The organism is Nocardiopsis alba DSM 43377 (assembly GCF_000341225.1).
GTDB lineage: Bacteria > Actinomycetota > Actinomycetes > Streptosporangiales > Streptosporangiaceae > Nocardiopsis > Nocardiopsis alba.
In genome coordinates, this window is the sequence record NZ_ANAC01000020.1 from 1 (window position 1) to 25,783 (window position 25,783).

Below are 25,783 nucleotides of genomic sequence, written 5' to 3' on the forward strand. Positions count from 1 at the left end.
CGGGCGTCGCGGCCCTCGCCGCCGGCGGAGGCGCCCTCTACCTGAGCCGCAAGCGCAAGGCCACCGAGGTCTAGGACCGGCTCCGGAAGAAGTACGGGGCCCGCCCCACCGTGGTGTTCCACGGCGGGGCGGGCCCCTTCTCGTTCCCGGGTGCGTCGCCGTTCGCCCGATCGATCGTCAAAGCCCCACGAGGGCCACGAGCACCACCAGCCCGTTGTTGCAACAGTGCAGGACGATCGACGGAACGATGGACTCGTACCGTCGGTGCAGCCATCCCAGCCAGAGCCCCAGGACCAGCGTGTAGGGCATCAGCATGGGCGACACGTGGACGAGGGAGAAGAGCACCGCCGAGAGCACGACCGCGACCCACGGAGCCGCCACGCGGGACAGGGCCCCGTGCGCCGCGCCTCGGAAGAGGATCTCCTCCAGGAAGGGGAAGAGCAGGACGGATCCCAGGGCGAGGGCCACCGCCAAGGGCACCGGAAGGTCCGCCACGAGGCCGGAGGTCGCCGACCCCGATCCCTCCGAACCACCGCCCCCGAGGAGTGAAGCCACCCCGAGGGCGACCCCCGTGGCGAGCGCCGATGACACGATGGCCGCGGGGATCCAGAGCAGGAGGCCGACCGGAACCCGGTTCGGCCGCACCAGACCGACGTCCCTCAGGGTCAGCCGAGGCCCGCGGCCCATGAGCAGAGCACGACCGAGAACACAGACGAGCACCGGTGTGAGCAGGACCATGGGCGTGATCGCCAAGGCCACACGGGTCATGGGCGATACACGTGCGCCGAGCGACAGCGCGCAGGCCGTCCCCAGACCGAGGGTCAAGGCTCCGACCCCGATCACGAGGGCGGCGAGGAGAAACGCGTCCCGCGCCCTCACCCGGGTTCCCGCCAGAGGGACCGCCCTCCCCCGCCCACCGGACGGACCGGAAGGCCGGTCTCTTCGCCGACCGGTGATCCCCGGAGCGTGAGCACCCGATCCCATGATCACTCCAAACCAGACAAAAGGAATTTACAGGCACATACTTTCACGCCTGATGCGCCGTTCCTTCGGATCGACAGCCGTGGAAAAGAGGGTGCGCGACCTCCCGGGCTCTGGGAACCTGAGGCCGGTCCGCTCGGCGCGGACCCCTCGTCCACGAATCGTGCCCCCGGAGCCGCCTCCATGCCCCGACCCGCCATCGCCCTGGACCGGCGTATCGCCCGCCTCCGTGAGATCGCCGAGGCCGAACCCCGACTGGAGGGCGTCCTCCTCTACGGTTCATGGACCCAGGGGGAGGCGGACGCGCACTCCGACATCGAGGCCTACCTGTACGTCGCCGACGAACACGCCGCATCCTTCGACGGCACGGAGTTCGTCTCCCGACTGGCCCCGCTCGAACTGGCCTACACCAACCTGTTCGGTATCCTGGCCGTGATCTTCGACGACCTCATGCGCGGCGAGTTCCACATCGAGGCGGCCGGTTCCGCCATCCCCGAGATCGCCTCGTGGAAGGGCATGATCCACCTCCCCTCCCCCGAGACCGCCGTGCTCTTGGACCGCACCGGTCGGCTCACCGAGGCCGTGCGTCCACTGGTCGAACCGGTCGTTCCGGACCCCGCGCCCACCGCGGAACGGCTCATCGGGGAGCTCGCGAACTGGACGCTCATGACCGGCCAGGTCCTGGCCCGGGGCGAGTACGCCCGGGCCCACGCCGGCCTGGCCGTCATGGTCGCCCCGCACCAGCTCAAACTGGCCCGCCTCCTGCACGGCTCCACCGACCACTGGCTCACCCCCAGCCGTGCGTTGGAGGCCGACCTGCCCGGCGACGTCGTCGAACGGTACGGCCGGACCACCGGTACCACCGATCCCGAAGAGGTGCGGCGAACGGTGCGCGAGAGTTGGACGTGGAGTCGCGAACTCGCACGGGAGGCCGCGGACCGTTGGGGGATCTCGATCCCCGAGGGGCCGCACGAGCGGATCACGGGGTTCCTCGACCGCCTCTGAGCGCCGGAACGACGAACGCCCCGCCCCGGAGGTTCCGGGGCGGGGCGTCGTTCGTACGCGGTCTCTAGGAGACGGCGTAGGGGCTGCGGGCGATGAGCGAACCGTCCCGTTCGGTCAGGGCGCGCTCGACGGCGGCCGCCACCCGGTAGGTGCGGTCGTCGGCCAGCGGCGGCGCCATGATCTGGAAGCCGACCGGCAGGTCGTCCTCCGGGGCCAGGCCGCACGGCACCGACAGCGAGGCGTTCCCGGCCAGGTTGGACGGGATCGTGCACAGGTCGGCCAGGTACATGGCCATCGGGTCCTCGGAGCGCTCACCGATCGGGAAGGCGGTGGTCGGCGTGGTCGGCGAGACCAGCACGTCCACGTTCTCGAAGGCGGCGTCGAAGTCGCGCTTGATCAGCGTACGAACCTGCTGGGCGCTGCCGTAGTAGGCGTCGTAGTAGCCGCTGGACAGCGCGTAGGTGCCGAGCATGATCCGACGCTTGACCTCGGGGCCGAAGCCCTGGGCGCGGGTCAGGGACATGACCTCTTCGGCGCTGCGCGTGCCGTCGTCGCCCACCCTCAGGCCGTACCGCATGGCGTCGAAGCGGGCCAGGTTGGAGGAGCACTCGCTGGGCGCGATGAGGTAGTAGGCCGACAGAGCGGCGTCGAAGCTGGGGCAGGACACCTCGACGACCTTGGCGCCCAGGGACTCCAACAGCTCCACCGTCTCGCGGAAGCGCTGCCGGACACCGGGCTGGAAGCCGTCGCTGTCCAACTCCTTGACGACGCCGACGCGCAGCCCCTCGACGTCGCCCATCCGCGCGGCGTCGACCACCGGCGGCACGGGGGCGTCGATGGAGGTGGAGTCACGCGGGTCGTGGCCGGAGAAGGCCTCGTGGAGCAGGGCGGCGTCGAGCACGTTGCGCGCGAACGGGCCGGGGGTGTCCAGGGAGGAGGCGAAGGCGATCATCCCGTAGCGGGAGGAGCCGCCGTAGGTGGGCTTTCCGCCGACCAGGCCGCACACGGCGGCGGGCTGACGGATGGAGCCGCCCGTGTCGGTACCGGTGGCCAGCGGCGCCTCGAAGGCGGCCACGGCCGCGGAGGAACCGCCGGAGGAGCCGCCGGGGATGCGGGCGGTGTCCCACGGGTTGCGGGTGATCTGGTAGGCGGAGTTCTCCGTGGAGGAGCCCATCGCGAACTCGTCCATGTTGGTCTTGCCGAGGATGACCAGACCGGCCTCGCGCAGCCGTTCGGTGACGGTGGCGTCGTAGGGCGGTCGCCAGCCCTCCAGGATCTTGGAGGCGGCGGTGGTCGGCATGTCCTTGGTGGTGAACACGTCCTTGTGCGCGACCGGCACACCGGCGAGGGGGCCGAGCTCGGCGCCGGAGGAACGTCGGGCGTCGACCTCGCGGGCCTGGGCCAGGGCGGTCTCCCTGCGCACGTGCAGGAACGCGTTGATGTCTCCGTCGACCGACTCGATACGGTCGAGGTAGGCGGTGGTCGCCTCTTCCGAGGAGACCTCGCCCGCCTTGATGGCCGCGCCGAGTTCGGCGGCGCTGAGACCGATGACGTCGCTCATCTACTCTTCCTCCCCCAGGATCCGCGGCACCCGGAAGCGCTGGTCCTCCACCGCGGGGGCGCCGGCCAGGGCTTGTTCGGGGGTGAGGCCGGGCTTGGCCTCGTCGGGGCGGTAGACGTTGGTCAGCGGCAGGGCGTGCGAGCTCGGCGGGATGTCGCCCTGGGCGACCTCCTGCACCTTGGCCACGGCGGTGAGGATGTCACCGAGCTGGGCGGCGAGCGTGTCGAGCTCGCTCTCGTCGAGTGCCAGCCGCGACAACCGGGCGAGGTGCGCGACCTCATCACGGGTGATGGCGGTCATCAGATGAGAACCGTTTCTTCGGCGGACGGGTGATCAGCACAATCCTATGGCGCCCCGGCCACGACGCGGTCCCGTTCCCCGTCCCCGACGGTTCAGGACAGGATGTCGGCCCCCGCCCCTCTCCCGGGGAAGGGGGACGCACGGCTCCGTTCCGGTAGGCCCAGACCACCAGTTGGACCCGGTTGCGCAGGTGGAGTTTGGTGAGGACGCTGGACACGTGCGACTTGACGGTCGTCTCCGAAAGCCCGAGCGTGCCGGCGATCTCGGCGTTGCCGGCGCCGGTCGTGACGTGTTCGACGACGTCGCGCTCGCGGGCGGTGAAGCCCTCGTCCCATCCCGTTCCGGAACCGCCCGCTCCCGCGCGGGGGACCACTCCGTAACGGACGAACTCGCCCACGAGGGTCCCGATCACCGCGGGGTCGAGCACCGTGTCAGGGCGACCACGACGACGTCGGGGGCGAGCCGTTCGGCGTGCGGTCGGACACCTCGCAGTCCAGGGCGGGCTCCCCGGGATCATGCCACAGGCGGGAATTCATTCCCGTCGACCATGGACCACCTTGATTCTATCGAAATCATCCATGCCCACCAGAGGAACGAAAAAGGAGAGCCCGCCCCATCATTCGCCCAGAGAGCCGATCAGATCACCAATAAAATGAGCGAATGATATGAAACAGACTTGGGTTGGCGAGAACCACGTAACCCACCCTTCTCAACCTCACCGAAAACCCCCGATCTCACCTTTCTCGCCCTCCCCGGGTGACGGGGAGAGCGTGGACCCCGTAGACCGCCGACGTCGTACGCATACGCACCCGCTCCGGTGGAACGACCGGCCTCAGGCCCGGGAACTTCTCGAACAGCGTTTTGAGGCCGATCCTCAACTCGGACCGGGCCCGCCGATGCCCCAGGCAGTGATACGGGCCCGCGCCGAAGGCGAGATGCGTCGACGTGATCCGCGAGCCAGGTGAGCGCTCCGGCGAGCACGCGCTCCGAGTCGGACGAGATCGTGGCGTCGGGCCCGGTGCCGCCCACCGCCGCCCCCGTTCTCGAGAGAATGGCTCGTTCTCACGCCCTTGCCCCAGATCGAACATAAATCAACTCTCGATCGAGCACCTCATCCCTGAGAACCGAATATAACGACCTTCTTCGGTGCGCTTCTCCACATCCGAAAGAAGTATTCATCCGCCTTGAGGAGGGGCTCTCCCCCTTCCCCGCCACGAGATCCGGAAGAGCCCGCCGACGCGATTTCCGAGAATCGCCCTCGGAGCGACGATCGACCGCCCTCTTCGGGGCTAGGGTGAGAACACGCCGACACGTTACGCGTTCGGTAAACGGACGCTGCCCTTCACCGAGGGGGCCGCCGTGCTGTCCTGGCCGCGTGGGAACGGAACCGTTCACCGTCTCGCGGGCCAAGGCCCCCGCGCCCCATAGGGCGCTCTTGGAACTTCGCCGGGACCCGGGGCTCGACGAGCCCGTGCACACCGGCACCGACAACCCCATGATCTACTTCCGCATGCCCGAGAATCGCCCCGTCTCCACCTGAGCCGCAGCGGTCGCCCCTCGCAGTCCGTCGTAATGGCCGTCCAGAGCCGTCGACCCTCGATGCGTCCCGGCCTCCACCACCGGAAACCCACAGGACACAAGGGACCCTCGCCTTCTCCACCTCTCCGGACCGCCATGATCGCCCCTCGGCCGGTGGCCGGAAACGGTCAGGCGCGGGGGTGAGCGGGGGCGCCGGTGCCGTGGGCGGCCAGCCACGGCGGCACGTCCCGAGGAGCGAGGGGTTCGGAGAAGTGATGCCCCTGGGCGGCGTGACAGCCGCTCTCGGCGGCGGCACGGGCCATCTCCGCGTTCCGCACCCCCTCGGCGGTGGCGCGCATGCCCAGCTCGCGGACGAGCGCGATCGCCGCCCGTACGACGGTGCGTCCACCGGAGGCCTCGTCGGACAGGCGCGCGGTCAGGGAGTCGTGGATCTTCACCTCGTCCAAGGGCAGCCCCGCCAGTTGGGCCAGGGTGAAATGGCCGGTGCCGAAGTCGTCCAGGGTCAGTCCCACCCCCAGGGCCCGCAGCCGCGCGGCCGCCTCCGCCGCTGCGTCGGTCTCGGCGTCGGCGATGAGGGTCCGTTCGCTGATCTCCAGGACGAGCCGGTCGGCGGGCACCCCGTGCTCGCGCAGGGCGGCGGCGACCGTGTCGGGCAGGTCCGGGTCGAGGAGTTCGCGCACCCCCAGGTTGACCGAGACCGGCAGGGTGAGCCCCTCCTCCCGCCAGAGGGAGAGACGGGCCAGGGTGATGTCCAGGACCTGGACGGTGAAGGCCCGGAAGAGGTTGGAGTGCTCGATCACCGGCATGAACTCGTCGGGGGTGAGCAGGCCGCGGACGGGATGCCGCCACCTGGCCAGGGCCTCCAGCCCGATGGGGCGTCCGTCCGCGAGGGCGACCTTGGGCTGGTAGCGCATCTCCAGGGCCCCGTCGGCCAGCCCGCGGCGCAGTTCGCTGTACATGCTCAGCCGGGCCGTGGAGTTCCGGTCCTTGCCGGGATCGTAGCTCTCCACCCCGGTGCGACCGGACTTGGCGACGTACATGGCGACGTCGGCGCGCTGCATCAGGAGCGGGAAGTCGGGGGCGTCGTCGGGATAGAGGGCGATTCCGGTGCTGACCTGGAGGTCGAAGTCCATGCCGTCGAGGCGGACGGGTTCGGCCAGGGCGCCGCGCAGACGCAGGGCCACCTCGCGGGCGGAGTCGTTGTCGCGCACCTGGGGCAGCAGGATCGCGAACTCGTCGCCGCCGAGGCGGGCCACGAGGTCGTTGGGGCGCACGCTGTGGGTGAGCCGGCGGGCGAGGGTCACCAGGAGCCGGTCTCCGGTGGGGTGGCCGAGGGTGTCGTTGACCTCCTTGAACCGGTCCAGGTCGAGGAGGAGGAGACCGACCCGGGAGCCCTGTTGGCGGGCCCGGAGGATCTCCCGGTGGGCGCGGACGGTGAGGAGTTTGCGGTTGGCCAGGCCGGTGAGTTCGTCGTGGTTGGCCTGGTGGTCGCGTTTGACCAGGAGCAGGACACAGGCGTAGAGCGCTCCGAGGGGGAAGGCGAACAGCGGAACGTACAGCACCGAGTGGGTCATCGCGATGACGATGAGCGGCGACAGGCTGATCAGGACGGCGTTCACGTAGATCTGCTGACGCAGTCCCTTGAACATGACCTGGCGGAGCGGGACCCGCTCGTGCATGGCCACGGCGCACAGCACGAGGGTGCGGTTGACCACGAAGGATGCGGCGCCGGCCAGGGCGATGGCGATGAGCTCGGCTCCGGCGGGGGCCGCGGGGACGATGACGATCTCGGGCAGGACCAGGCGCAGGACGGCGTCGGCCACGCCGAGGGTCAGGACGTACTGCGCGGCGTTGAAGGCGGTGCGATGGGGCGCGTGCCGTCGGACCACCCCCGAGACGGTGGTGGCGACGCATTGGAGGAGGGCGGCGACGGGCAGCCCGTAGAAGATGACGAGCGCGAAGGTGAAGGGCAGGGAGGTGGGAACCCCGTTGCCGGGGGCCTGACCGGGCATGGCGATGGGGGTGAGCTCCCCGAGGACGATCATGCACAGCAGGACCCAGATCAGCGGCTCCTGCCCCAGGAGGAAGAGCTGATCGAGCCCGAGTTCGAAGGTGGAGGCACCGAAGAGGAGCGCCCCGGCGAAGGTGGTGCCCGCCATGTAGAGCCAGAGCGGGGTTCCGACACGGGGACCGATGTCCCGGGTACCGATGGGATCCTTCATCCGCGTCCTCGTGACTGATGACCGTAATCCGGGATACATCCATGTCCGTAACCCGGGTGTTGACGCCCAGCTTACGGGGTTTCGTCACCAACCGTCGCACTACATGAACTATCAGTTAATCATTTTGTTAGCCGGGACGCTCAGACGGAAGCGGGCGGGGCCTTTCCCCGCCCGCTCCGGCGTGTCGTCGCTCGGCCTACTCCGCCTCGGTCTCCTCGGGCGGGTTGATCCGCAGTTTCTCCGCGGCCTCGGGCCCCTGTTCCAGCAGGACCCGGAATCCGGCCTCGTCCAGGACCGGAACACCCAGCTTCACGGCCTTGTCGTACTTGGATCCCGGGGCGTCGCCCACGACCACGAACGCGGTCTTCTTGGAGACCGACGCGGTCGCCCGGCCGCCCTCCTCGGCGACGGCCTCCTTGGCCCCGTCACGGGTGAACCCCTCGAGGGAGCCGGTGACCACCACCGTCACCCCTTCCAGCAGGCGCGATCCCGGCTCATGACCCTCGTCCTCCATGCGCACCCCGGCCGCCGCCCACTTGCGGACGATCTCGGCGTGCCAGTCCACCTCGAACCACTCACGGACCGAACGGGCGATGGTGGGGCCGATCCCGTCGACCGCCGCCAGCTCCTCCTCGGTGGCCTCTCGGATGGCGTCCATGGAACGGAAGTGCCGCGCCAGGTCCTCGGCGGCACGCGGGCCCACGTGCCGAATGGACAAGGAGACCAGCACCCGCCACAGCGGTTTGCTCTTGGCCTCCTCCAACTGCTCGAACAGCTTCTCGACCGTCTTCTTCGGCTCGCCCTTCATGTTGGCGAAGAAGGAGACGACCTTGGGCTCACCGGTCTTGGGGTCGGTCTTGGGCTCGGTGGTGTCCGGGTCCAGGACGTGGGTGCGGATCGGCAGGAGCTGTTCGACGGTGAGGTCGAACAGGTCGCCCTCGTCCCTCAGCGCGGGCTCGGACGGTTCGAGGGGCTGGGTGAGCGCGGTGGCGGCCACGTAGCCGAGCGCCTCGATGTCGAGGGCCTTGCGTCCGGCGATGAAGGCGACGCGTTCGCGCAGCTGACCGGGGCAGGAACGGGCGTTGGGACAGCGCAGGTCGACGTCGCCCTCCTTCTGCTGCCCGAGCGGGGTGCCGCACTCGGGGCAGGTCTCGGGCATGACGAACTCGCGTTCGTTCCCGTCGCGCCGCTCGACCACCGGACCGACGATCTCGGGGATGACGTCGCCGGCCTTGCGCAGTACGACGACGTCGCCGATCAGCACACCCTTGCGGGCCACCTCCTGGGCGTTGTGCAGGGTGGCGAACTCGACCTCGGAGCCGGCGACCACGACCGGTTCCATCACCCCGTAGGGGGTGACACGGCCGGTCCGCCCCACACCCACCTTGATGTCGATCAGCCGGGTGGTGACCTCCTCCGGCGGGTACTTGTAGGCGATCGCCCAGCGGGGCGCCCGGCTGGTGGAGCCCAGGCGCCGTTGAAGGGCGATGTCGTCCACCTTGATCACGATGCCGTCGATCTCGTAGGCGGGATCGTGCCGGTGCTCCTGGTAGTGGGAGACGTAGTCGCGGACCTCGTCCATGGTGGCGACCACCTTGTAGCGGTCGCTCAGCGGCAGCCCCCACTCCCCCAGCAGCCGGTAGGCCTGCGACTGGCTGGTGAAGACCGTGGCGCCGGCGTCCTCGGCGGCCGGCGTGTAGGCGCCGACCCCGTGCACGATCATCGACAGCGGACGGGTCGCGGTGACCCTCGGGTCCTTCTGCCGCAGTGAGCCGGCGGCGGCGTTGCGCGGGTTGGCGAACGGCGCGTGGCTGCCGTCGGCGGCGATCCTCCGGTTGAGCTCCTCGAAGTCCTCGACCGGCAGGAAGACCTCGCCGCGCACCTCCAGCAGTTCGGGGGCCGGGCGCACGCTCTCGTCGAGCCGCTCGGGGATGACCCCGATCGTGCGGACGTTGAGGGTGATGTCCTCGCCGACCCGGCCATCGCCACGCGTGGCGGCACGGATCAGACGCCCCCGCTCGTAGACCAGGTCCACGGCGAGCCCGTCGATCTTGAGCTCGCACAGGTAACCGTCGACCGGGACCTCCGCCGAGGCGCGGTCGGCCCACGCGTTCAGTTCGTCGAAGTCGAAGGCGTTGCCCAGGCTCTCCATCCGCACGAGGTGCTCGACCTCGGCGAAGTCGACGCTGATGGGCGCCCCGACCTTCTGGGTGGGCGAATCCTGGGTGACGAGGATCGGATGACGTTCCTCGATCTCCCGCAGTTCGAGCATGAGTCGGTCGTACTCGGCGTCGGAGATGATCGGGGCGCCCAGGTAGTACCGGTAGCTGTGATCGTCCAGGTCACGACACAGCTCGGCGTGGCGGGCACGGACCTCGTCGGGGACCTCGATGTTGTCGGGCGCGCTCACAGAAGCCTTTCTTGATCGTCCTCGTGGGGGCCGGGTCGGGGGGAGTGAGGGGGAGACGAAGGGGGACTATTTCCGAGGCTCGTCCCGGAGGACCCGGGCCCCGTCCCGGACGGCCTTGAGCGCCGTTCGGGCGTAGCGCGGCGAGGCACCCGCCAGGCCACAGGTCGGCGTGGTGACCACCGCACGGGACAGCAGGTCGGGGGCGACCCCGAGCCGATTCCAGAGTTCGCGTACGGGGTCGACGTTAGTCGCCGGGTCCGACATTCCGGCGCCGTCGACGGACGGGACGACGCCGAGCATGAGACCGGTCCCGGCCTCCACCGCGGTGCCGATCGCCTCGTCGTGGGACCGGTCCAGCAGATGGGCGTCGAGCCCCAGAGCATGGGCCCCACTGCGACGGATCAGGTCGATCGGGACCGAGGGGGCGCAGCAGTGCGCGACCGGGACCGCCCCGGCCTCGACGATCGCGGAGAACAGGGTCCGCAACACCGTCTCGACCCGGACCCGGTCCACCGCGGGCAGGACCCCGTAGCCGCTGGCGGTGGGGAGGGAACCGATGAGGACGGCCGGGAGGGAGGGTTCGTCGACCTGCACGATCGGTCTGGCCCCCGGGACGCGCCCGCGCACGTCGGCGATGTGGGAGAGGACCCCCTCCAGGTGCGATTCGGCCAGGTCGCGCTCGGCGCCGGGGTCGGAGACCAGACGTTGGCCGTTGCGCAGTTCCACCGAGGCGGCCATGGTCCACGGCCCGGCCACCTGGAGCTTGAGCGGCCCCTCGTAGGCGTGCGCGTGTTCGGTGAGGGCGTCCAGGTCGTAGGAGAGGAAGCTCCCGGCCCGGGCGAGGTCGCGTCCGGGAGAGTCGACCACACGCCAGCCGGTGGGCTGGACCTCGATCGGAAGGTCGACCAGAAGCCCCCCGGTACGTCCGATCATGTCCGCGCCGGCGCCTCGTCCGGGCAGCTCGGGCAGGTGCGGCAGGTCGGGGAGTTCACCGAGGACGGTGCGCACGGCCTCGTCGGGGTCCTCGCCGGGCCAGGACCCGACACCGGTGGAGGACGCCGCGGGCCAGGGATAGGGGTGCTGTTGACTCACGTTGCCCAAGGTTAGAGCAACCGGGCCGCTCAGCGGAGGCCGAACACCGGCCCGTCGAAGGTGCTCTCCAGGACGCAGGAGGTGAGGTCGTCGATGACGGCGACGGCGCCCAAGCCCTCGAGTTCGGCCCGGTCGTGGGAGGTGGCCACGGCCAGCACGGTGGCCCCGGAGGCCACTCCGGCCCGGATACCGGCGGGCGCGTCCTCGACCACCAGGCAGCGTTCGGGGGCGTGGCCCAACCGTTCCGCCGCCTTCAGGTAGCCCTGGGGGTCCGGTTTGCCGACGCTCACGTCCTCGGCGGCCACCAGGACCTCGGGGATGGGCAGGCCCGCGTGGGAGAGGCGCTCTCGCATGAGCAGTCGGGTGCCGGAGGTGACGGCGGCCCAACGTTCGGCGGGCAACGCGCCGAGGAGGTCGACGGTGGCGGGCAGCGCCGTCACTCCGGCCACGTCGCCGAGTTCGAGCTCCTCCAACGCGTCCGCGGCCGCCTCGACCTCCTCGGCGGGCAGGAACAGGGCGATGGTGTCCTCGGAACGGCGCCCGTGGGAGACCTCCAGGATCGCCTCGGGGTCCACTCCGTAGCTCTCGGCCCACAGCCGCCAGGTCCGTTCCACCACGGGGGTGGAGTCCACGAGGGTGCCGTCGATGTCGAACAGGACCGCGTCCACACTGATGCGCATGGCCCCACGGTAACCGTCAGGCGGCCTCGATCCGGTCGCCGGCGTCCTCGTTCTCCTCGGACGGGGCCCCGTCGTCCTTCCCTCGGCGCAGTCGGGAGCGCAGGACCAGCGCGGTGACCAGCAGCGCGGCGAGGACGATCACGCCGAGCGCGGTCCAGGGAGAGTTCAGGAAGAGCACCAGCCAGGTGCCGACCAGCCCGGAGATGACCGTGCCCCACAGGCCGGCCCAGGCCAGTCCGCCGATGAAGACGGCGGTGAAATAGATGGGGAAGCGCATGCGCACCGCGCCCGCGGCGAGGTTGATGGCCGTCTGCATCCCGACGGTGAAGAAGCCGAGCGTGACCACGGGCGCGCCGTAGCGGTCGATCCGTCTCTTGGCGGCGTCGAGTCTGGGGCCGAGCCGCCGGCCGAGCCGACTGCGGGAGACCCCCGCTCCGAGACCGCGGCCGATCCAGTAGGTGGCGGGGGCCCGCAGCAGGATCACGACGAGCAGGGTCGCGTAGACCACCCAGAAGGGCTGCCCCTCCAGGAAAGAGAACTGCGGCATGGACCCGACCCCTTCACGCTCGACGCTCTCAACTTTGCATTGCCTTACCTAACTTCGGCAAGGGGCGAGAGCCCGAAACCCGGGTTATCTGTCCTACATTGCCCCTTTTGCTACTGGACCTGCGTCTCCGTGTCCTCGGTTCGAGAGGTGGCGGAGATGGTCGCCGACCCCAGGACCGCGTCACCGTCGTAGACCACCACGGCCTGCCCTGTGGCCACGCCCTTGGCTGGCTCGGCCAGCCGGACCACCAGCTCCGGGCCCTCCTCCGTCTCCCGCTGGAAGACCGTGGCCGGGTACACCTCGCCGTGCGCCCTCAACTGGACGTGACACTCGGTCGGCTCGGTCAACGGGGCGCCACCGCTCCAGACCGGGCGACGACCCACGATCCCGTCCACACGGAGCGAGGCGCGCGGACCCACCGTCACCGTGTTGTTCACCGGCTCGATGGAGAGCACGTAGCGCGGGTCGGGGGCGCCGCCCAGGCCCAGGCCCTTGCGCTGACCGATGGTGAAGGCGTGCGATCCCTTGTGGGTGCCCACCACGTTGCCGTCCTCGTCCTGGATCGGACCGGGACGCTCCCCCAGCCGACGGTTGAGGAAGCCGGCGGTGTCGCCGTCGGCGATGAAGCAGATGTCGTGGCTGTCCGGCTTGTCGGCGACCGAGAGCCCGCGGCGCTCCGCCTCGGCCCGCACCTCGTCCTTGGTGCAGTCGCCCAGCGGGAACATCGCGTGCTTCAACTGCTCGGCGTCGAGGACGCCCAGCACGTACGACTGGTCCTTGCCCTCGTCGACGCTGCGCACCAGGCGACCGTCGATCTTGCGGACGTGGTGTCCGGTCGCCACGGCGTCGAAGCCCAGGGCGACGGCCCGATCCAGCACCGCCTCGAACTTGATCTTCTCGTTACAGCGCAGGCACGGGTTGGGGGTGTTGCCCGCCTCGTACTCGGAGACGAAGTCCTGGACCACCTCGCGGTCGAACTCCTCCGACATGTCCCACACGTAGAACGGGATGCCGATGACGTCCGCGGCGCGGCGGGCGTCGTGGGAGTCCTCGACCGTACAGCAGCCTCGGGCGCCGGTCCGGTAGGACTGTGGGTTCTTGGAAAGGGCCAGGTGGACGCCGGTGACGTCGTACCCCGCCTCGGCCACGCGGGCCGCGGCTACCGCGGAGTCGACCCCGCCGGACATGGCGGCCAGTACACGCAAAGTCATAGTGCAGTCCAGGGTATGCGCCCGGAGACGGACCGGACACGGATCGGTGGAGCGAGGGACGTGTTCGAGGACTCGCCGTCGCGCGCGCGGCGAGGGTACTCGTCCGGTTCTGCGAAAATCGACACATGGCTCTGTTCCGTCGTCGCCGCTCCAACGACTCCACCGATTCCGCCGTCACGGCCACCACCGCCGCCGTGACCGCCTTCTGGGACGCCTGGCCGTCGGTGCGCACCGCGCTGGCCGAGGCCGTGGACTCGGACACCCCCGCACCCACCGAGGTGGCCGAACGGGTCACCGCCCTGGTCAGGGCGATCCACCCCGACCTGGACTGGGAGATCGGGCGGGCCCCGGAACCCCAGGGAGGACTGGACGAGCTGGACATGTCCCCCGACATCGACCCGGCCGAACTCCTGGAGCAGCTCGCCGCCCTGGACGACCCGTCCAGGATCACCGACGCCCCCTCCTACGCGATGACCCTGCGCCCGGGAACCTCGGAGGAGGCCCGGGTCCAGTCCGAACGCTGGTCCCGTTCCGCCCCCGACGACGACCGGTGGCGGTTCCGCCCGGTCCGCCCGGCCGATCACGACCGGCTGACCTCCACCGTTCGCTGGGACGACCACGAGCTCGACCTCTCGCACGCCTCGGTCTCCATGCGGGTCGACCAGGCCGGCGGCCGGATCGACGTGGGCGTGTACCACCCGGACAACATGTTCCTGTCCGAGGAGACCCGCCGGGCCGTGGCCGAGCACGTCACCCTGTTGGCGCTGGGCGAGGACGAGATGGTCCGATGGGTGGGGAAGGTGTCCCCGCTGGACGAGCGCCCCTTGGACCCGCTTCCGCCCACCTCCATGCCCTCCGTCGCCAAACAAATGCGCGACCTGCTCGGCGGCACCGACGGTTGGGTGACGCTGCACGGACGGATCCCGCTCCAGGGCGCGGTGGAGATCATGCTCCGGCACCCGGTGACCCGCCGTGACCTGCCCGCCCTGTCGCTGTTCGTCCAGGTGCTGGTCCCCTACACGAACGCGGACTCCGACCGTCTGCCCGAGGAGGGGTCCGTCGAGGCGCTCGCCGGCCTGGAGGCGCGGCTGAACGAGATCCTCGGCGACAACGGCGCCATGTTCATGCGCCAGTCCGGGGGCGGACAGCGGATGTACGTCTACTACCTGGACCCGGACTCCGGGGTGCTGCCCGAGTTCGAGACCGCACTGATGGACTGGCCGGAGGGCAAGGTGCAGCTGCGCACCCGACTGGACCCCAAGTGGTCCCAGTTCGACCTCGCCCGCCGCCCCTACGTCCGCAAGCTCGGCTAAGGCCCCTCCACCACGCTCGCTCCGCCGCCGCCCGGTTCCGTTCCGGTCGGCGGCGGATCCCGTTCGTCCCCGCGAAAGGGTCGCCGGGGACCGCACGCCGTACCCTCGCCCTCGTGCTCCCGTCGTCCCGCGGGCCCGCCCGCGGCCACTACCCTGAGGCGTCACGGATCCGAACGCGAGAGGTCCCCGGACACGAGGCATGACCTATGACACCCCCCGGTAGCGCCGCTCGCTACGAGCGCGCCAACACGGGACCCGACGCCGAGCGTTGGCGGACCTGGAAGGGCCCGGTCGTCCTGGCCCTGGCCCGGACCTTCACCTCGGCGGCCCGGGTCCTGGAGGCGCTCGCGGTCTTCCGCGGGGACCTCCGGGTGCTGGTGGTGTTCTCCTTCGACGGCACCTCGGCCTTCAACGCCGGCACCGAGGAACTCCTGGAGGGCCTGGAGACGGCCCTGATCCCGTGGGAGCGACGTCTGGAGGTCCGCCCCCACCTGGTGCTCACCGCCACCGAGAACGCGGACATGGCGGACTTCGCGTGCCCGATCGTGGTCCTGCCGCACGGCATCGGCTTCCAGAAGTACGTCCCGGACCATCGCACGCGTCGAGTGCGCCTGTCCGGGGTGCCACGACCGGAGTTCCACGAGGCCGGGAACCTCCACCTCGTGCTCTCGCACCCGGCCCAGCTCGAACAGCTCCGGGCCGCCCGGATCCCCCTCGTCGACCGGGCCCACGTGGTCGGGGACCCGGCTCGCGACCGCCTCGTCGACGACCTGCGGCTACGGGACCGATACCGGGCCGACCTGAAGGTGGAACCGGACCAGAGACTGGTGGTGCTCACCTCCACATGGGGGCCGGAGGGGCTCATCGGAAGCCGCCCCGAGCTGCCCGGCGCCCTCGTCGGCTCCCTCCCCCACGACGACTATCGGGTCGCGGCGATCCTGCATCCGAACATCTGGTTCGCGCACAGCCCCTGGCAGGTCCGGCACATGCTCGCCGACGCCCTGGACGCGGGGCTGCTGCTCATGCCGCCCGACCGTGGTTGGGGGGCGGCCCTGGTCGCGGCCGACTGCGTGATCGGCGACCACGGCAGCGTCACGCTCTATGGAGCCGCGTTGGACCATCCCGTCCTGGTGGCCGCCCGAGGCTCCGAATCGGTTCCGGGAACGGCCGCGTCGGCGCTGTTCGAAACCGCGCCCCGGTTGGAGACGGGCGACCTGAGAGAACAGGTGGAGCGGGTGGTCGAGGGGCATCTTCCAGGCCGCAACAGCGCCGCCACCGAGCTGGCGTTCGCCCACCCGGGGGAAGGGGGGTGGCGACTCACGGCGCTCCTGTACCGACTGCTGGATATGGAACCTCACCGTTCCAGAGGTGACGACGGCACTCGGCGCGCCCTGCCCCCTCCCGTCCCCGACGAGGCCTCGGCCACCGCCCTCGCCTTCGACGTGCACGGTCTGCTCGACGGGGCCGAACTGTCCCTGGAACGTTTTCCCAGCGCCACCCGCCGAACGCCCTCCCCGCCCGCGGGGGCCGTCCGGCACCTGTCCGTCTACGAGACGGAGACCCGGCACGCCCTGGTCCACTCGGCCTCCGTCGTGTGCCGTGTACCCGGTGAACACGTCGGTCCGGCGCGCTGGCCCGAGCGGGCCCTGGAGCGGTATCCGGGCGCCTACGCCGTGGCCCAGGGCACGGGCGAGGGGACCGAGGTCCTGTTCCGCGGCGGCGACCGTCTCCTGGTCCGCTTCGACTCCGATGTGGCCCCGACTCTGAGCGCCGCCGTCCCCTACACCCTGCTACGCGCGGGACGTGAGCCGATCGGCCACCACAAGGTACGGGTGGGTCCGCACCGTCGGGCCTGCTCGGTGGAGCCGCTCACCCGAACCGACTCGTAGTCCGGGAGGCGCCCCCGAACGAGATCAGCCCGAAGGCGGTCCCGATCGGGCGATCCGCTCGGCCACGGAGACGGCCCTGGGGCTCTCCAGTCCCCGGTAGAGCCGCTCGGCCTCGACCAACCGGGCGCGTGCCTCGCCCGGGGCCCCGATCTCCTCGTAGAGATCGGCGAGCAGAACGTACGCCTCGGCCCGGTAGTAGTGCTGATCCCCGACCCCGAGGTCCTCGATGGCCAGGTTCAACGCGGTGATCGCCTCTCGATGCCGTCCGGCCGCGGCATGGGCCTCCCCGAGCCACACCCGACCCCGGGCGCTCATCCGACCATCGGACTCCGAGAGCGCCTCGAACCGTGCCAGGGCGGACTCGATGTCCGTGATCGCCTCCTCCGCCCGACCGGCCCGAACCCCGGCCTGGCCTCGGAAGAGCAGACCGAGAGCCTCACCCCGCTCCGAGCCGGGCAGATCGGAGGCCCGGTTGGCCTCGATACACCGGTCATAGGCGGCGATGGCCGCCTCGGGGTCGGTCTCCGCCAGGTAGCGGCCCCGGAACTCCCACACCGAGGCCCGAAGCATGAGGTCGTCCATCCCCTCGACGAGTTCGGCCGCTCGATCGAGCCGCGCCCCGGCCTCCGCGTGTCTCCCGAGATCGGTCAGAGGGCGCGATCCGAGAGAGAGGAGCCTGGCCTCGGCCGCGGTGTCCCCCACCATCCGGGCCGAGTCGGCGCCGACCACGGCGGTGGTCGCCCAGTCGTGTACGAAACGGTGGTCCAGGTAGAGGGCCGGCGCGAGTTCGGCGAACCGGTGGGCGTGGACGTGCAGCCCCTGCTCGGCACTGCCCAGTACCACCGAGAGCAGTGTCGGGCGTTCACGCAGGAGCCAGGCCTTGGCCGATCCGGTGTCACCGTCGAAGGGATCCTCGGCGCCGGTCAGGATCGACCCCAGATCGAGGGTTCTGAGCCGCTCGCCCCGGGCCGCGAGCTCCGCGAACCCGAGCCGGACCAGGTAGGCGTCGAGCATGGCGGTCAGACGGGCACGACGAGGGCCGGCACCGTCCTCCTCGGCCCGGTCACGGGCGTGGCCTCGGATGAGCTCGTGCCGAAAACGCAGCGTGTGCGTGTCCATCTCCACGAGATCGGCGGCGAGGATCTCCTTCCACCGGCCCTCGTCTCCGAGGAGCGGCATCAGCGCCCGGTCCAGATGTGGACCCGGCCAGTCGCCCAGAGCGCGGTACACGGCCGCCGCCTCCGGCGACAGGGCTCCGTAGGAGGTCTCGAAGATCACGCCGAGGCTCCGACGCAACTCCTCGGCGCTGTCGGGGGCCGACGGGGCACGTTTCATGTCCTCGGCCAGGGCCGCGGCCGAACCGGGCCCCATACGGAACAACCGGCCACCGACGAGGGCGATGGCCAGGGGGAGACCGGCGCACACCTCCAACAGCCGTTCGATCGCCTCGGGGTCCTCGGACTCCAGCGATCGGTCGGCTCGACTCTCCAGGAGGGCTCGCGCATGCTCCGCGTCCAGCGGCACCAGGCTGCGCGGGTGGGCTCCCCTCGGGTCCCCCAGGAGTTCGTCGAGGTCGGGGACGTCGCCGTCGACCAGGACCAGGCTCCCGTTCCCCTCGGGCACCAGCGCCCGTACCTGGGCCGGTTCCCACGCACCCTCGACCACCACCAACAGGCACGGGCGACGTCGGGTGAGGCTCCGGTACTCCTTGGCCCTCTCGGCAGGGGAGGACGGGATCGCCTTCTCCTCCATCCCCAGCGCCCTCAGGAATCCGGTGATCGCGGTGTCGGGGTCCTCATAGAGGCCACGGCGGTACTCGAAGCCGAGTTGGCCACCGCTGAAGTAGTCCTGGTGGATCTCGGCGATCTTGCGGATGAAGGTGGTCTTGCCGATACCGAGCGGCCCCTCGCAGAGGACCACCCGTGGCGAGGAACCGGAGCTCAGGGTCGAGCCGATCCACTCCAGCGGGTCGTGCCGGTTCACGAAGTCGTGGGGCGGCCGCTCGACCTGGAGGGGTCGATGGTCCTTCCCCTTCAGAACATTGGTGACGTTGACATCGCGGCCGACGGCACCGGCCTGGATCGCGGTCCCGCCGACGTCACCGCCGATGGTGCTGCGCACCTGACGGGGTTCGGGGGTGTCGTCGTTCATACCTCTCCCGAGGGGGTCGGAGCAGGGCGCCGTATCGCACGGATCACCCTATCGATCGAAGCCCTTCTCGGGGTCCGACGGGATCGAGGGTGACGGTGGATCTCAGGGGTTCCGTGCTCGTCGCACCCGACCGACGCCCCGTCGTGGCCGAGTGCGGACAGCGCCCTGTTCCGACCCCCATAGGCACCCCAGGGTTCTCTGGCCCCGTTCACCACATTGTCCCCTCCCCTCACATCACGAATCGGACTCTGTGTCGTGCCTCCCTCACCGTCGGTACACGCCGATGACCTGGGACAGCGAGATCCGTGTGATTGATTCCCCGCCCCAAGGGGAAGTGGATCGTCCGAAACCCCCTTCATGGTGGGGGTTCCCGACCAGGTGTCGGGGCATACGACTCATAGGCGTCGCCTGCACGGGACGCGGCTCCCTCGGACCCCGGGAAGGGTGTGGCCGTTGAACGCCAGCCCCCACGACAACGATGACACCGGTGTTCTCCCCACCGACCGAAACCCGACGAACTGGCCGATCAGGGCCGGCGCCGTCCCTCTCCCACGTCGCTCCACCCACTTCCAGGAGAGGGAGATCGGCCCCGTCCTCGACGAGGCCCTCTCCGGGTTCGGTCACCCCACCGACCATCAGGTGCTGACCGGCCCGTCCGGCGTCGGCAAGACCCGGCTGGCCGCCCACCACGCCCGTTCCCTCCTCGGCGAACGGGGCGGGAACCTGCTGGTCTGGGCCGACGCCTCCGACCGGGAGGGCGTGGTCTTCGCCTACGCCCACGCCGCCCGACGGCTCCTCTCCCACTGCCCCGAGGATCCCGAACTGGCGGCCGGCCGCTTCCTCGACCGGCTGCGCGACCCCTCCTCCGGTTCGGGACGACGGTGGCTGGTGGTGTGGGACGACCTGACCGACCCCGCCCGGGTCGAGGACCTGTGGCCGCCCTCCGGCCGGGAGGAGGGGCGGACGATCGTCACCACCCGTCTACCGGCCCGGCTCCTGCCCGCCCGAGGACGACGCCCGGTGGAGGTGGACGTGTACAGCGAGGCCGAGGCCGCCGGGTTCCTCCGCACGGCCCTGACCGAATCGGGGATCGCGCACACCGCCGACGAGGCCGCCGCCCTCGCGACCGGACTCGACCGCCTGCCCCTCGCCCTGAGCCAGGCCGTGGCGTACATGGCCGACCGGGGCACCACCTGCGCCGACTACCTGGAACTGCTGAGGGAACACCCCGGAAGCACGGGCCCCTGGGAGTTGGCCCTCGAACGGGCCGACGCCCACCGACCGTCCGGGATCGCCCGTCCACTCCTGGGACTGCTCTGTCTGCTGAGCCCCTCCGCCACACCCGAACAGGTCCTCGTCTCCCGACCGTTCCGCGAACACCTGGGGCGACGCGTCTCACCCCCGCGTCGACCGGCCGAACAAGAGATCCGCTTGGCGCTGGCCTCGCTGGAACGCCTCCACCTGATCGACCGGGGCACCCCTCTGGTGATCGGCACCCACCACCTCTCCCGCCGCGCGGCCCGTGAACACCCGCTCACCCGACCCGACCGAGAGGGCATCCGCGCCGTCGCCGACGCCCTGGTGTCGGTGTCCTCGGACGGCGCCCCCGGATCGGTGTCGGACCAGCGGGTGAGATCGAGCGTCCGGGCCCTGCTCGCCTGCCCCGAACGGCGAGCGTGGCTATGGGAGGGAGACCCCCATCCCCTGCTCTTCCGTTCCGCCGGCCTCCCACGGGTGGATCGGGAGGAACGGGCGCTCCCCTACCGCGACGTGTTCCTCGAATCGCTCTCCCGCGACCTCCCCGAACGTGTCGAGGACCCCGAACGGATCCGTCGAGGCCTGGAGAAGGCCCGCCGGCACCACACGATCGCGTCCGGCCCCGACGGGGTCGCGACCCTGCGACTCCGGCACGCCCTCGCCTACCTGCGGTCCTGGGCCGGAGACCCGGGCGGGGCGATCCCCCTCTACCGGGACCTCCTGATCGACCTGGACCGGCGGCTGGGCCCGGACCGACCGGAGACCCTGAGCGCCCGGGGCAACCTGGCGGTGTGCCGTGCCGAGTCCGGCGACCTGACCACGGCCGTCGAGGAGGCCAGGGCCCTGCTCACCGACCAGCGACGCCACCTGGGCCCGGACCACCCGAACACGCTCACCACCCTGCACAACCTCGCGCACTGGCGGGGAGAGGCCGGAGACCCGCGAGGCGCGGTCACCGAGTTCGACCGTCTCGTGGAGGTCCGGGCCGAGGTGATGGGCGTCGACCACCCGACGACCCTGGCCTGCCGGCACGAACTGGCCTGCCGGCGTGCCCTCGCCGGGGACACCGAGGGCGCCGCACGCGATCTGGCCGAGGTCGCGCGCGACCGGCGCCGGGTGCTGGGACCGGGCCACCCCGACACCCTGGCCACGTTCCGCAGGCTGGACCGGCTGCGTCGGGAGATCGGCGTCCTGGCCGAGGAGACCCCGAACGGGGGCCCGGACTCCCCCGACAGCGGCGCCCGGAACGAAGACGAGACCGGAGGAAACGGAGGCGGCCACGAGCTCGACCCCAACGACGAGCCCACCGGCCCCCACTTCCTCGGCCGTTTCCGGAAGTGACCCCCGTCAGAGGCCCTCCGCCAAGTGGAGGTCGTCGACCACACGGGCCACCCTGGCGCGCTGAGCGTCGTCCAGCCCCAGGATCGGTCTCGGCAGACTCGAACGACGCGCGAACCCCAGATGTTCGGCCACGGCCGCGATGACACGTTGGCTTCCGCCCGGTTCCGCGAACAGCCCCCAGAGCGGCGCGAGCCGCTCGGACTCCGCCCGCGCCGCCTCCGGGTCACCGTCGCGCACGGCACGGGTGACGCGCAGCGCCACCTCGGGCAGGGTGCCGCCGACGACCGAGTACCAGGCCTCACATCCGGCGATCAGCCCCTCCGCGGCGAAGGCGTCGCCCGAGACACCGATCGTCACGTGCTCGGGGAGCACGGCCCGGACCCCCTCGACGTGCGCGCGGGCCTCCGCCGGCCCGGCGGGGACCCCCGGGATCTTGATCGACGCGATCCCCGGCAACCCGGCGATCCGCGCGTACAACTCGGTGGTGAACGTGAAGTGCGTGGTGCGCGGGTTGTCGTAGACGATCACCGGGACCGAACTGTTCCTCGTGACGTCGTCGAAGAGCCCGTACACGTCGTCGTCGGTCAACGGCTGATAGGTCAACGGCGCCACCAACAGGCCCGACGCCCCGGCCCGCTGGGCGTCCTCGACGTGCGCGAGCACGTGGGAGGTACGCAGCGCGCCCACGCCGACGACCACCGGCACGTCCCCGGCGTTCTCCACCGCCAGGCGGGCGGCCCGGGCCCGTTCCTCCCGATCCAGGTAGGCGTAGGAACCGGTCGATCCGAGCGCGGTGATCGAGTCGACGCCGGCGGCCGCGAGCCGTCGGATCCCGGCGGTGAAGGCGTCCTCGTCGATCCGGTCATCGGCCAACGGGGTGAGAGGAAAGGCACTGAGTCCGGTGAATCTCATGGTCACGAGCCTAGAACGCACCGGCCTGACGCCCCTCCTCGGCCCTTGCTCGATCTCAGTGCACGGAGAAACCGCCGTCGACGAAGAGCGTCTGCCCGGTGACGTAGCCGGAGGCCCCGCTCGCCAGGAACACCGCGGCCCCGGCGAAGTCCTCCGCCAGACCGTTGCGGCCCACCATGGTCCGCTCCGCCAACTCCCGCACCTTGGCCGGATCCGAGGAGAGCCTCTCGTTGAGCGGGGTCATCACGAAGCCGGGCACCAGCGTGTTGCAGGTGACCCCGTACGGCGACCAGGCCTCGGCCTGGGAGCGGGCCAACGCCTCCAACGCCCCCTTGGAGACCCCGTAGGCGCCACTGTTCACGAACGCCCGGTGCGCCTGCTGAGAGCTCACGTGGACGATCCGACCGAACCCCCGCTCGGCCATCCCCGGCCCGAATCGCCGCCCCAACAGATAGGGCGCCTCCAGGTTCACCGACATCGTCGCGTCCCAGACGTCCTCGTCCAGTTCGCCCATCGGCGGCCGCAGGTTGATCCCCGCGCTGTTGACGAGGATGTCCGGCTCCCCGAAGGCCTCCACCGCCCGTTCGGCCGCGGCGCGCACCCCGTCCCGATCACCCAGGTCGGCGCTCACCCAGGCCGCCCGCAGCCCCTCGGCCGTCATCTCCTCGACCGCGGCGACCAGGCCCGCCTCGCCGCGCGCCACGAGCACCACGCCCGCCCCCGCCCGGGCGAGGGACTCGGCGATGGCGCGACCGATCCCGGAACTCCCACCGGTCACCACGGCGACCCGGCCTTCCAAGGAGAACAGGGCGGAGAGATGGCTGTCGACGTTCATGGCCGAACCCTAACCGGCCCGCCCCACAGCCAAAGCACCGCCCTCCGCTCCCTCACCGGATCCCCCGAGAACGAGGGGCATCACGGCCGTCGTCCCGGTGAGAAGCGGCCACCACGCTCTTCACACGTTCTCCCCCGGCCTCTTCTCCTCTCCTATCCTGGTGCAAGGAAGGAACACGGTTCCACCGGTCCTTCCCTCCCCCTATGAGCCGAGAGGTGAACCCCCTTCATGACCCTGACCATGCCGACCGAGTTCGTTGAAGGGATCCAACTCACTGTGATCCCGTTCCGCTCTGACGCGGCCATCGGCACCCTGGGGCTTCCGACCCTTCTTCAGTTGGTTCCCTCCCCCAAGAAAGAAGAGGACAAGCGGTCCATGAAGCACGCGTCCGGTCCTCAGCGAAGGCACGCTGAAGTCCGGGCTCTTGTTCAGCGCATGCTGAAGTCTTCACAAAAGGGGGCGAAATGTAGATTCCTACGCCTCTTACATCGCTTCTGGGTTGAACGGAACTCACGGAGCAGGCTGGTCCACCCCGCCCGTCACTCTCTGGCTGGAAGGTACGCCCGGTGCCATCAGTGATGAACTGATCCCACGCAGCGGAATCCGAACCATCACCGTGACTCCGGGCTCCCCGGTGGTGGCCATCGATGGCGAGACCCAGGTGACCGCCTGGCATGAGCTTTACGACGCCCCTGAGCGTTTCGGTGTCACCACAGATCAACTCAACAGAGTTCGACTCCCCTTCGAGCTGTACTTCGGGCTCGAGGTCACCGATGCACGTCAGATCTTCTACGACCGCAACGTCGAAGGGGTCCCGGTGGCCAAGAACCTCGCCATGTCCATGGATCAGCGTGATATCGGCACCAAGATCGCTCGAAAGATCGCCGAGAGCGTCAAAGTGGAGCACGAAGGACGGATCGTGCCCTTCGCCGATCTGGTCCAGGCCAAGAAGCGGCAGCTGACCAAGGGCGATCCTCAGGTCGTCACGCTTTCCGCTCTCCGGGTATTGGTGATCACCGCTCTCTACGGACGCCAAGGAATCGGTCTCTCCTCCAGCACGGTGCACGAGGATCATCTTCCCCGAGGTTTCGACCTTCACTTGGTCGAGCACGAGTTGACCGCTCTCCTTTCTCAACTGGTCAGCGATCTCTACCCGCACTTCCGGTCGCGTAGCGCCATCTCCGCCCCCGCAGTCCTGGCCGGCCTGGGGGTCGCCGTCCACCAGACGACCAGCTGGAGTACCGGCCATGAACGTATCGGCTTCCAGGAACTCCAAAGGCTGATCGCTCCCATCCGATGGGAGCGCGAAGCCCGCTACTGGCACGGCATCGCCGCCAGTGCCAACGTCTCGGGGGTTCTCAACTTCGCCGGTGGCGCTAAGGATGCCGGTGGCCGTGTCGCCGATGCGATCCTTCACCCCGAAAGCGACTACGGGCGCCGCATTCGCGGGTTCTAGACCGAACTCCTGAAATCCGTCCCCCATCACCCATCATCCCGGGGAGGTCCCGCTCCTCCCCGGCCCGCTGCGGGGTCCCTCGCCCTCACCGCGGTGACGGGCACCTCACAACCAGGGGGCCGCCCTCCGCTCCCCTGTCACCGGATCCTCCATCCGCACGACCGGCTCGTACCTCTCCTGCTCGACGATGTCGCCGCTTTCGTCCAACTCCCGGCGGATGATCCTGTTCCCCAGCGCGTCGTGGACGACCTCTCGTAGCAGGCGTCCCCGTTCGTCCCATCGATGCCACGGCCCCACCGGCCCGTAGAGACCGCCTCCCGGCTCCGGCCCTGCCCGACCCCGAACACGCCCGCGCACGCCCTGCACGATGAGCCCGCCCGATGGAGACCAGACTCGGAAAGGGCCGAACTCGTGGCCTTCGATGAAGGTGTGTGCGCGACATCCTCCGTCCGCATCGGCCAAGACCGCCGTTCCCGTATAGGGATCCCCCGTGTACGTCACCCGGTCGCCGAAGACGAGATCCGTCAGCCGCACGGCCTCCACATGACCTCGGGCACCGGGCTCGTCCGGGTGAGGGGGGACCCGTGGCGACGAGATCGGGGCCTCCTCGCCATCCCGGCTCGACCGTCTCTCCAGGTGCACCAGGCGGCCGGAGGCGTCCCATCTTCTCGTCAGCGTGTCCGTGATCTCCTCGATCAGGTTCCCGTCCTCGTCCCATTCGTGTGAGGGGCCTCGGTCGAGTCCGCCGTAGTAGTTCCCGTATTCGATGAGTCCGCCACTGTCGAGTCGGTAGAAGCAGGGGCCGTCGTTCCGGCCGACCACCACCGTTCGAACGAAGGTGAGATTCGGTCCGTCCCTCTCCAGGAGAACCCCGGTGAAGCCTCCGCTCTCCGTCATGGCATCCGACGCGTCCGGGTCTCCGAGGACTTCGGCGTCCACCGTACGAAGGTGATCGGCGGCCAGGACCCCCACGGGCTCGGGTCCGGCGCCGTCGAAAGACCTTCCGGCGCCGGGTTCCTCGAGATGGCCTGGGGCAGAGGGCGAGTTCATGCGTTCTCCCTATCAGGACCGGCCCGCGCAG

At 70.2% G+C, this 25,783-nt stretch carries 21 protein-coding genes; 6 read left to right on the plus strand and 15 right to left on the minus strand.

Annotated features, from left to right (window positions below; translation table 11 throughout):
• Window positions 1–177 precede the first annotated feature (177 nt).
• Entirely contained in the window at window positions 178–879 is a 702-nt protein-coding gene (locus D451_RS0120270; protein WP_017535774.1) for a CPBP family intramembrane glutamic endopeptidase, read from the minus strand.
• Window positions 880–1,164: 285 nt separating this feature from the next.
• On the opposite strand from D451_RS0120270, the gene D451_RS0120275 reads away from it, so the two are divergent.
• Window positions 1,165–1,986 carry a DNA polymerase subunit beta gene (locus D451_RS0120275; protein WP_017535775.1) on the plus strand — a complete coding sequence of 274 codons (822 nt, stop codon included), beginning with the start codon at window positions 1,165–1,167 and terminating at the stop codon, window positions 1,984–1,986.
• Window positions 1,987–2,050: 64 nt separating this feature from the next.
• Here D451_RS0120275 and gatA read toward each other — a convergent pair whose 3' ends face one another.
• The 4 genes from gatA to D451_RS27945 all read right to left on the minus strand — a co-directional run bounded on the left by gatA (window position 2,051) and on the right by D451_RS27945 (window position 4,935).
• Window positions 2,051–3,547 (minus strand): Asp-tRNA(Asn)/Glu-tRNA(Gln) amidotransferase subunit GatA, encoded by a 1,497-nt coding sequence (gene gatA, locus D451_RS0120280; RefSeq protein WP_017535776.1) that lies wholly within the window; start codon window positions 3,545–3,547, stop codon window positions 2,051–2,053.
• A complete protein-coding gene (gene gatC, locus D451_RS0120285) occupies window positions 3,548–3,847 on the minus strand; it encodes an Asp-tRNA(Asn)/Glu-tRNA(Gln) amidotransferase subunit GatC (protein ID WP_014911146.1) in 300 nt (99 codons plus the stop codon).
• A complete protein-coding gene (locus D451_RS0120290) occupies window positions 3,828–4,274 on the minus strand; it encodes a response regulator transcription factor (RefSeq protein ID WP_017535777.1) in 447 nt (148 codons plus the stop codon). Before D451_RS0120290 ends, gatC begins: the two co-directional genes overlap by 20 nt.
• A gap of 307 nt (window positions 4,275–4,581) precedes the next feature.
• Window positions 4,582–4,935 carry a cytochrome P450 gene (locus tag D451_RS27945; RefSeq protein ID WP_152472947.1) on the minus strand — a complete coding sequence of 118 codons (354 nt, stop codon included), beginning with the start codon at window positions 4,933–4,935 and terminating at the stop codon, window positions 4,582–4,584.
• 287 nt (window positions 4,936–5,222) lie between these two features.
• On the opposite strand from D451_RS27945, the gene D451_RS27420 reads away from it, so the two are divergent.
• Window positions 5,223–5,387 carry a hypothetical protein gene (locus tag D451_RS27420; RefSeq protein WP_017535778.1) on the plus strand — a complete coding sequence of 55 codons (165 nt, stop codon included), beginning with the start codon at window positions 5,223–5,225 and terminating at the stop codon, window positions 5,385–5,387.
• Between the two features lie 166 nt (window positions 5,388–5,553).
• Here the strand turns inward: D451_RS27420 and D451_RS0120300 are convergent, their stop codons facing one another.
• The 6 genes from D451_RS0120300 to mnmA all read right to left on the minus strand — a co-directional run bounded on the left by D451_RS0120300 (window position 5,554) and on the right by mnmA (window position 13,548).
• Window positions 5,554–7,608: a putative bifunctional diguanylate cyclase/phosphodiesterase gene (locus tag D451_RS0120300; RefSeq protein ID WP_017535779.1), complete on the minus strand. Its 2,055-nt coding sequence runs from the start codon at window positions 7,606–7,608 to the stop codon at window positions 5,554–5,556.
• A gap of 196 nt (window positions 7,609–7,804) precedes the next feature.
• Window positions 7,805–10,018, minus strand: coding sequence for an NAD-dependent DNA ligase LigA (ligA, locus tag D451_RS0120305; RefSeq protein ID WP_017535780.1), 2,214 nt, complete (start codon window positions 10,016–10,018; stop codon window positions 7,805–7,807).
• Window positions 10,019–10,084: 66 nt separating this feature from the next.
• Window positions 10,085–11,119 (minus strand): methionine synthase, encoded by a 1,035-nt coding sequence (locus tag D451_RS0120310; RefSeq protein ID WP_017535781.1) that lies wholly within the window; start codon window positions 11,117–11,119, stop codon window positions 10,085–10,087.
• Between the two features lie 20 nt (window positions 11,120–11,139).
• The gene (locus D451_RS0120315) at window positions 11,140–11,790 is read right to left on the minus strand and encodes an HAD family hydrolase (RefSeq protein WP_017535782.1); all 651 of its coding nucleotides are present in this window, start codon (window positions 11,788–11,790) and stop codon (window positions 11,140–11,142) included.
• 16 nt (window positions 11,791–11,806) lie between these two features.
• Window positions 11,807–12,337 carry a DedA family protein gene (locus D451_RS0120320; protein WP_017535783.1) on the minus strand — a complete coding sequence of 177 codons (531 nt, stop codon included), beginning with the start codon at window positions 12,335–12,337 and terminating at the stop codon, window positions 11,807–11,809.
• Window positions 12,338–12,447: 110 nt separating this feature from the next.
• Complete coding sequence (gene mnmA, locus D451_RS0120325; protein WP_234305807.1) at window positions 12,448–13,548, minus strand: tRNA 2-thiouridine(34) synthase MnmA; 1,101 nt, start codon at window positions 13,546–13,548, stop codon at window positions 12,448–12,450.
• A 125-nt stretch (window positions 13,549–13,673) separates the two neighbouring features.
• Here mnmA and D451_RS0120330 point away from each other — a divergent pair, with 125 nt between their 5' ends.
• Window positions 13,674–14,861, plus strand: coding sequence for a DUF695 domain-containing protein (locus D451_RS0120330; RefSeq protein ID WP_017535784.1), 1,188 nt, complete (start codon window positions 13,674–13,676; stop codon window positions 14,859–14,861).
• A gap of 206 nt (window positions 14,862–15,067) precedes the next feature.
• On the plus strand, window positions 15,068–16,750 hold the full coding sequence (locus D451_RS0120335) for a hypothetical protein (RefSeq protein WP_017535785.1): 1,683 nt from the start codon (window positions 15,068–15,070) through the stop codon (window positions 16,748–16,750).
• A 24-nt stretch (window positions 16,751–16,774) separates the two neighbouring features.
• On the opposite strand, the gene D451_RS0120340 is transcribed toward D451_RS0120335, so the two are convergent.
• Complete coding sequence (locus D451_RS0120340) at window positions 16,775–18,901, minus strand: tetratricopeptide repeat protein (RefSeq protein ID WP_017535786.1); 2,127 nt, start codon at window positions 18,899–18,901, stop codon at window positions 16,775–16,777.
• Window positions 18,902–19,345: 444 nt separating this feature from the next.
• Here D451_RS0120340 and D451_RS0120345 point away from each other — a divergent pair, with 444 nt between their 5' ends.
• Complete coding sequence (locus D451_RS0120345; protein ID WP_241463354.1) at window positions 19,346–21,499, plus strand: tetratricopeptide repeat protein; 2,154 nt, start codon at window positions 19,346–19,348, stop codon at window positions 21,497–21,499.
• A gap of 6 nt (window positions 21,500–21,505) precedes the next feature.
• Here D451_RS0120345 and D451_RS0120350 read toward each other — a convergent pair whose 3' ends face one another.
• Complete coding sequence (locus tag D451_RS0120350; protein WP_036568426.1) at window positions 21,506–22,411, minus strand: dihydrodipicolinate synthase family protein; 906 nt, start codon at window positions 22,409–22,411, stop codon at window positions 21,506–21,508.
• 55 nt (window positions 22,412–22,466) lie between these two features.
• Window positions 22,467–23,246 carry an SDR family NAD(P)-dependent oxidoreductase gene (locus tag D451_RS0120355; protein WP_017535789.1) on the minus strand — a complete coding sequence of 260 codons (780 nt, stop codon included), beginning with the start codon at window positions 23,244–23,246 and terminating at the stop codon, window positions 22,467–22,469.
• 499 nt (window positions 23,247–23,745) lie between these two features.
• On the opposite strand from D451_RS0120355, the gene D451_RS0120360 reads away from it, so the two are divergent.
• Entirely contained in the window at window positions 23,746–24,702 is a 957-nt protein-coding gene (locus D451_RS0120360) for a DNA sulfur modification protein DndB (protein WP_241463355.1), read from the plus strand.
• Window positions 24,703–24,807: 105 nt separating this feature from the next.
• Here D451_RS0120360 and D451_RS0120365 read toward each other — a convergent pair whose 3' ends face one another.
• Window positions 24,808–25,641, minus strand: a complete 834-nt coding sequence (locus tag D451_RS0120365; RefSeq protein ID WP_241463356.1) for a toxin-antitoxin system YwqK family antitoxin — start codon at window positions 25,639–25,641, stop codon at window positions 24,808–24,810.
• Window positions 25,642–25,783 lie beyond the last annotated feature (142 nt).

Excerpts from the sequence above, each read along its gene's own strand:
- D451_RS0120315 (WP_017535782.1), bottom strand. The coding sequence starts at position 11,790 with ATGCGCATCAGTGTGGACGCGGTCCTGTTCGACATCGACGGCACCCTC.
- D451_RS0120320 (WP_017535783.1), bottom strand. The coding sequence starts at position 12,337 with ATGCCGCAGTTCTCTTTCCTGGAGGGGCAGCCCTTCTGGGTGGTCTAC.
- D451_RS0120335 (WP_017535785.1), top strand. The coding sequence starts at position 15,068 with ATGACACCCCCCGGTAGCGCCGCTCGCTACGAGCGCGCCAACACGGGA.
- D451_RS0120350 (WP_036568426.1), bottom strand. The coding sequence starts at position 22,411 with ATGAGATTCACCGGACTCAGTGCCTTTCCTCTCACCCCGTTGGCCGAT.
- gatC (WP_014911146.1), bottom strand. The coding sequence starts at position 3,847 with ATGACCGCCATCACCCGTGATGAGGTCGCGCACCTCGCCCGGTTGTCG.
- D451_RS0120330 (WP_017535784.1), top strand. The coding sequence starts at position 13,674 with ATGGCTCTGTTCCGTCGTCGCCGCTCCAACGACTCCACCGATTCCGCC.
- D451_RS27945 (WP_152472947.1), bottom strand. The coding sequence starts at position 4,935 with ATGTTCGATCTGGGGCAAGGGCGTGAGAACGAGCCATTCTCTCGAGAA.
- gatA (WP_017535776.1), bottom strand. The coding sequence starts at position 3,547 with ATGAGCGACGTCATCGGTCTCAGCGCCGCCGAACTCGGCGCGGCCATC.
- D451_RS0120340 (WP_017535786.1), bottom strand. The coding sequence starts at position 18,901 with ATGAACGACGACACCCCCGAACCCCGTCAGGTGCGCAGCACCATCGGC.
- D451_RS0120275 (WP_017535775.1), top strand. The coding sequence starts at position 1,165 with ATGCCCCGACCCGCCATCGCCCTGGACCGGCGTATCGCCCGCCTCCGT.
- mnmA (WP_234305807.1), bottom strand. The coding sequence starts at position 13,548 with ATGACTTTGCGTGTACTGGCCGCCATGTCCGGCGGGGTCGACTCCGCG.
- D451_RS0120355 (WP_017535789.1), bottom strand. The coding sequence starts at position 23,246 with ATGAACGTCGACAGCCATCTCTCCGCCCTGTTCTCCTTGGAAGGCCGG.
- D451_RS0120300 (WP_017535779.1), bottom strand. The coding sequence starts at position 7,608 with ATGAAGGATCCCATCGGTACCCGGGACATCGGTCCCCGTGTCGGAACC.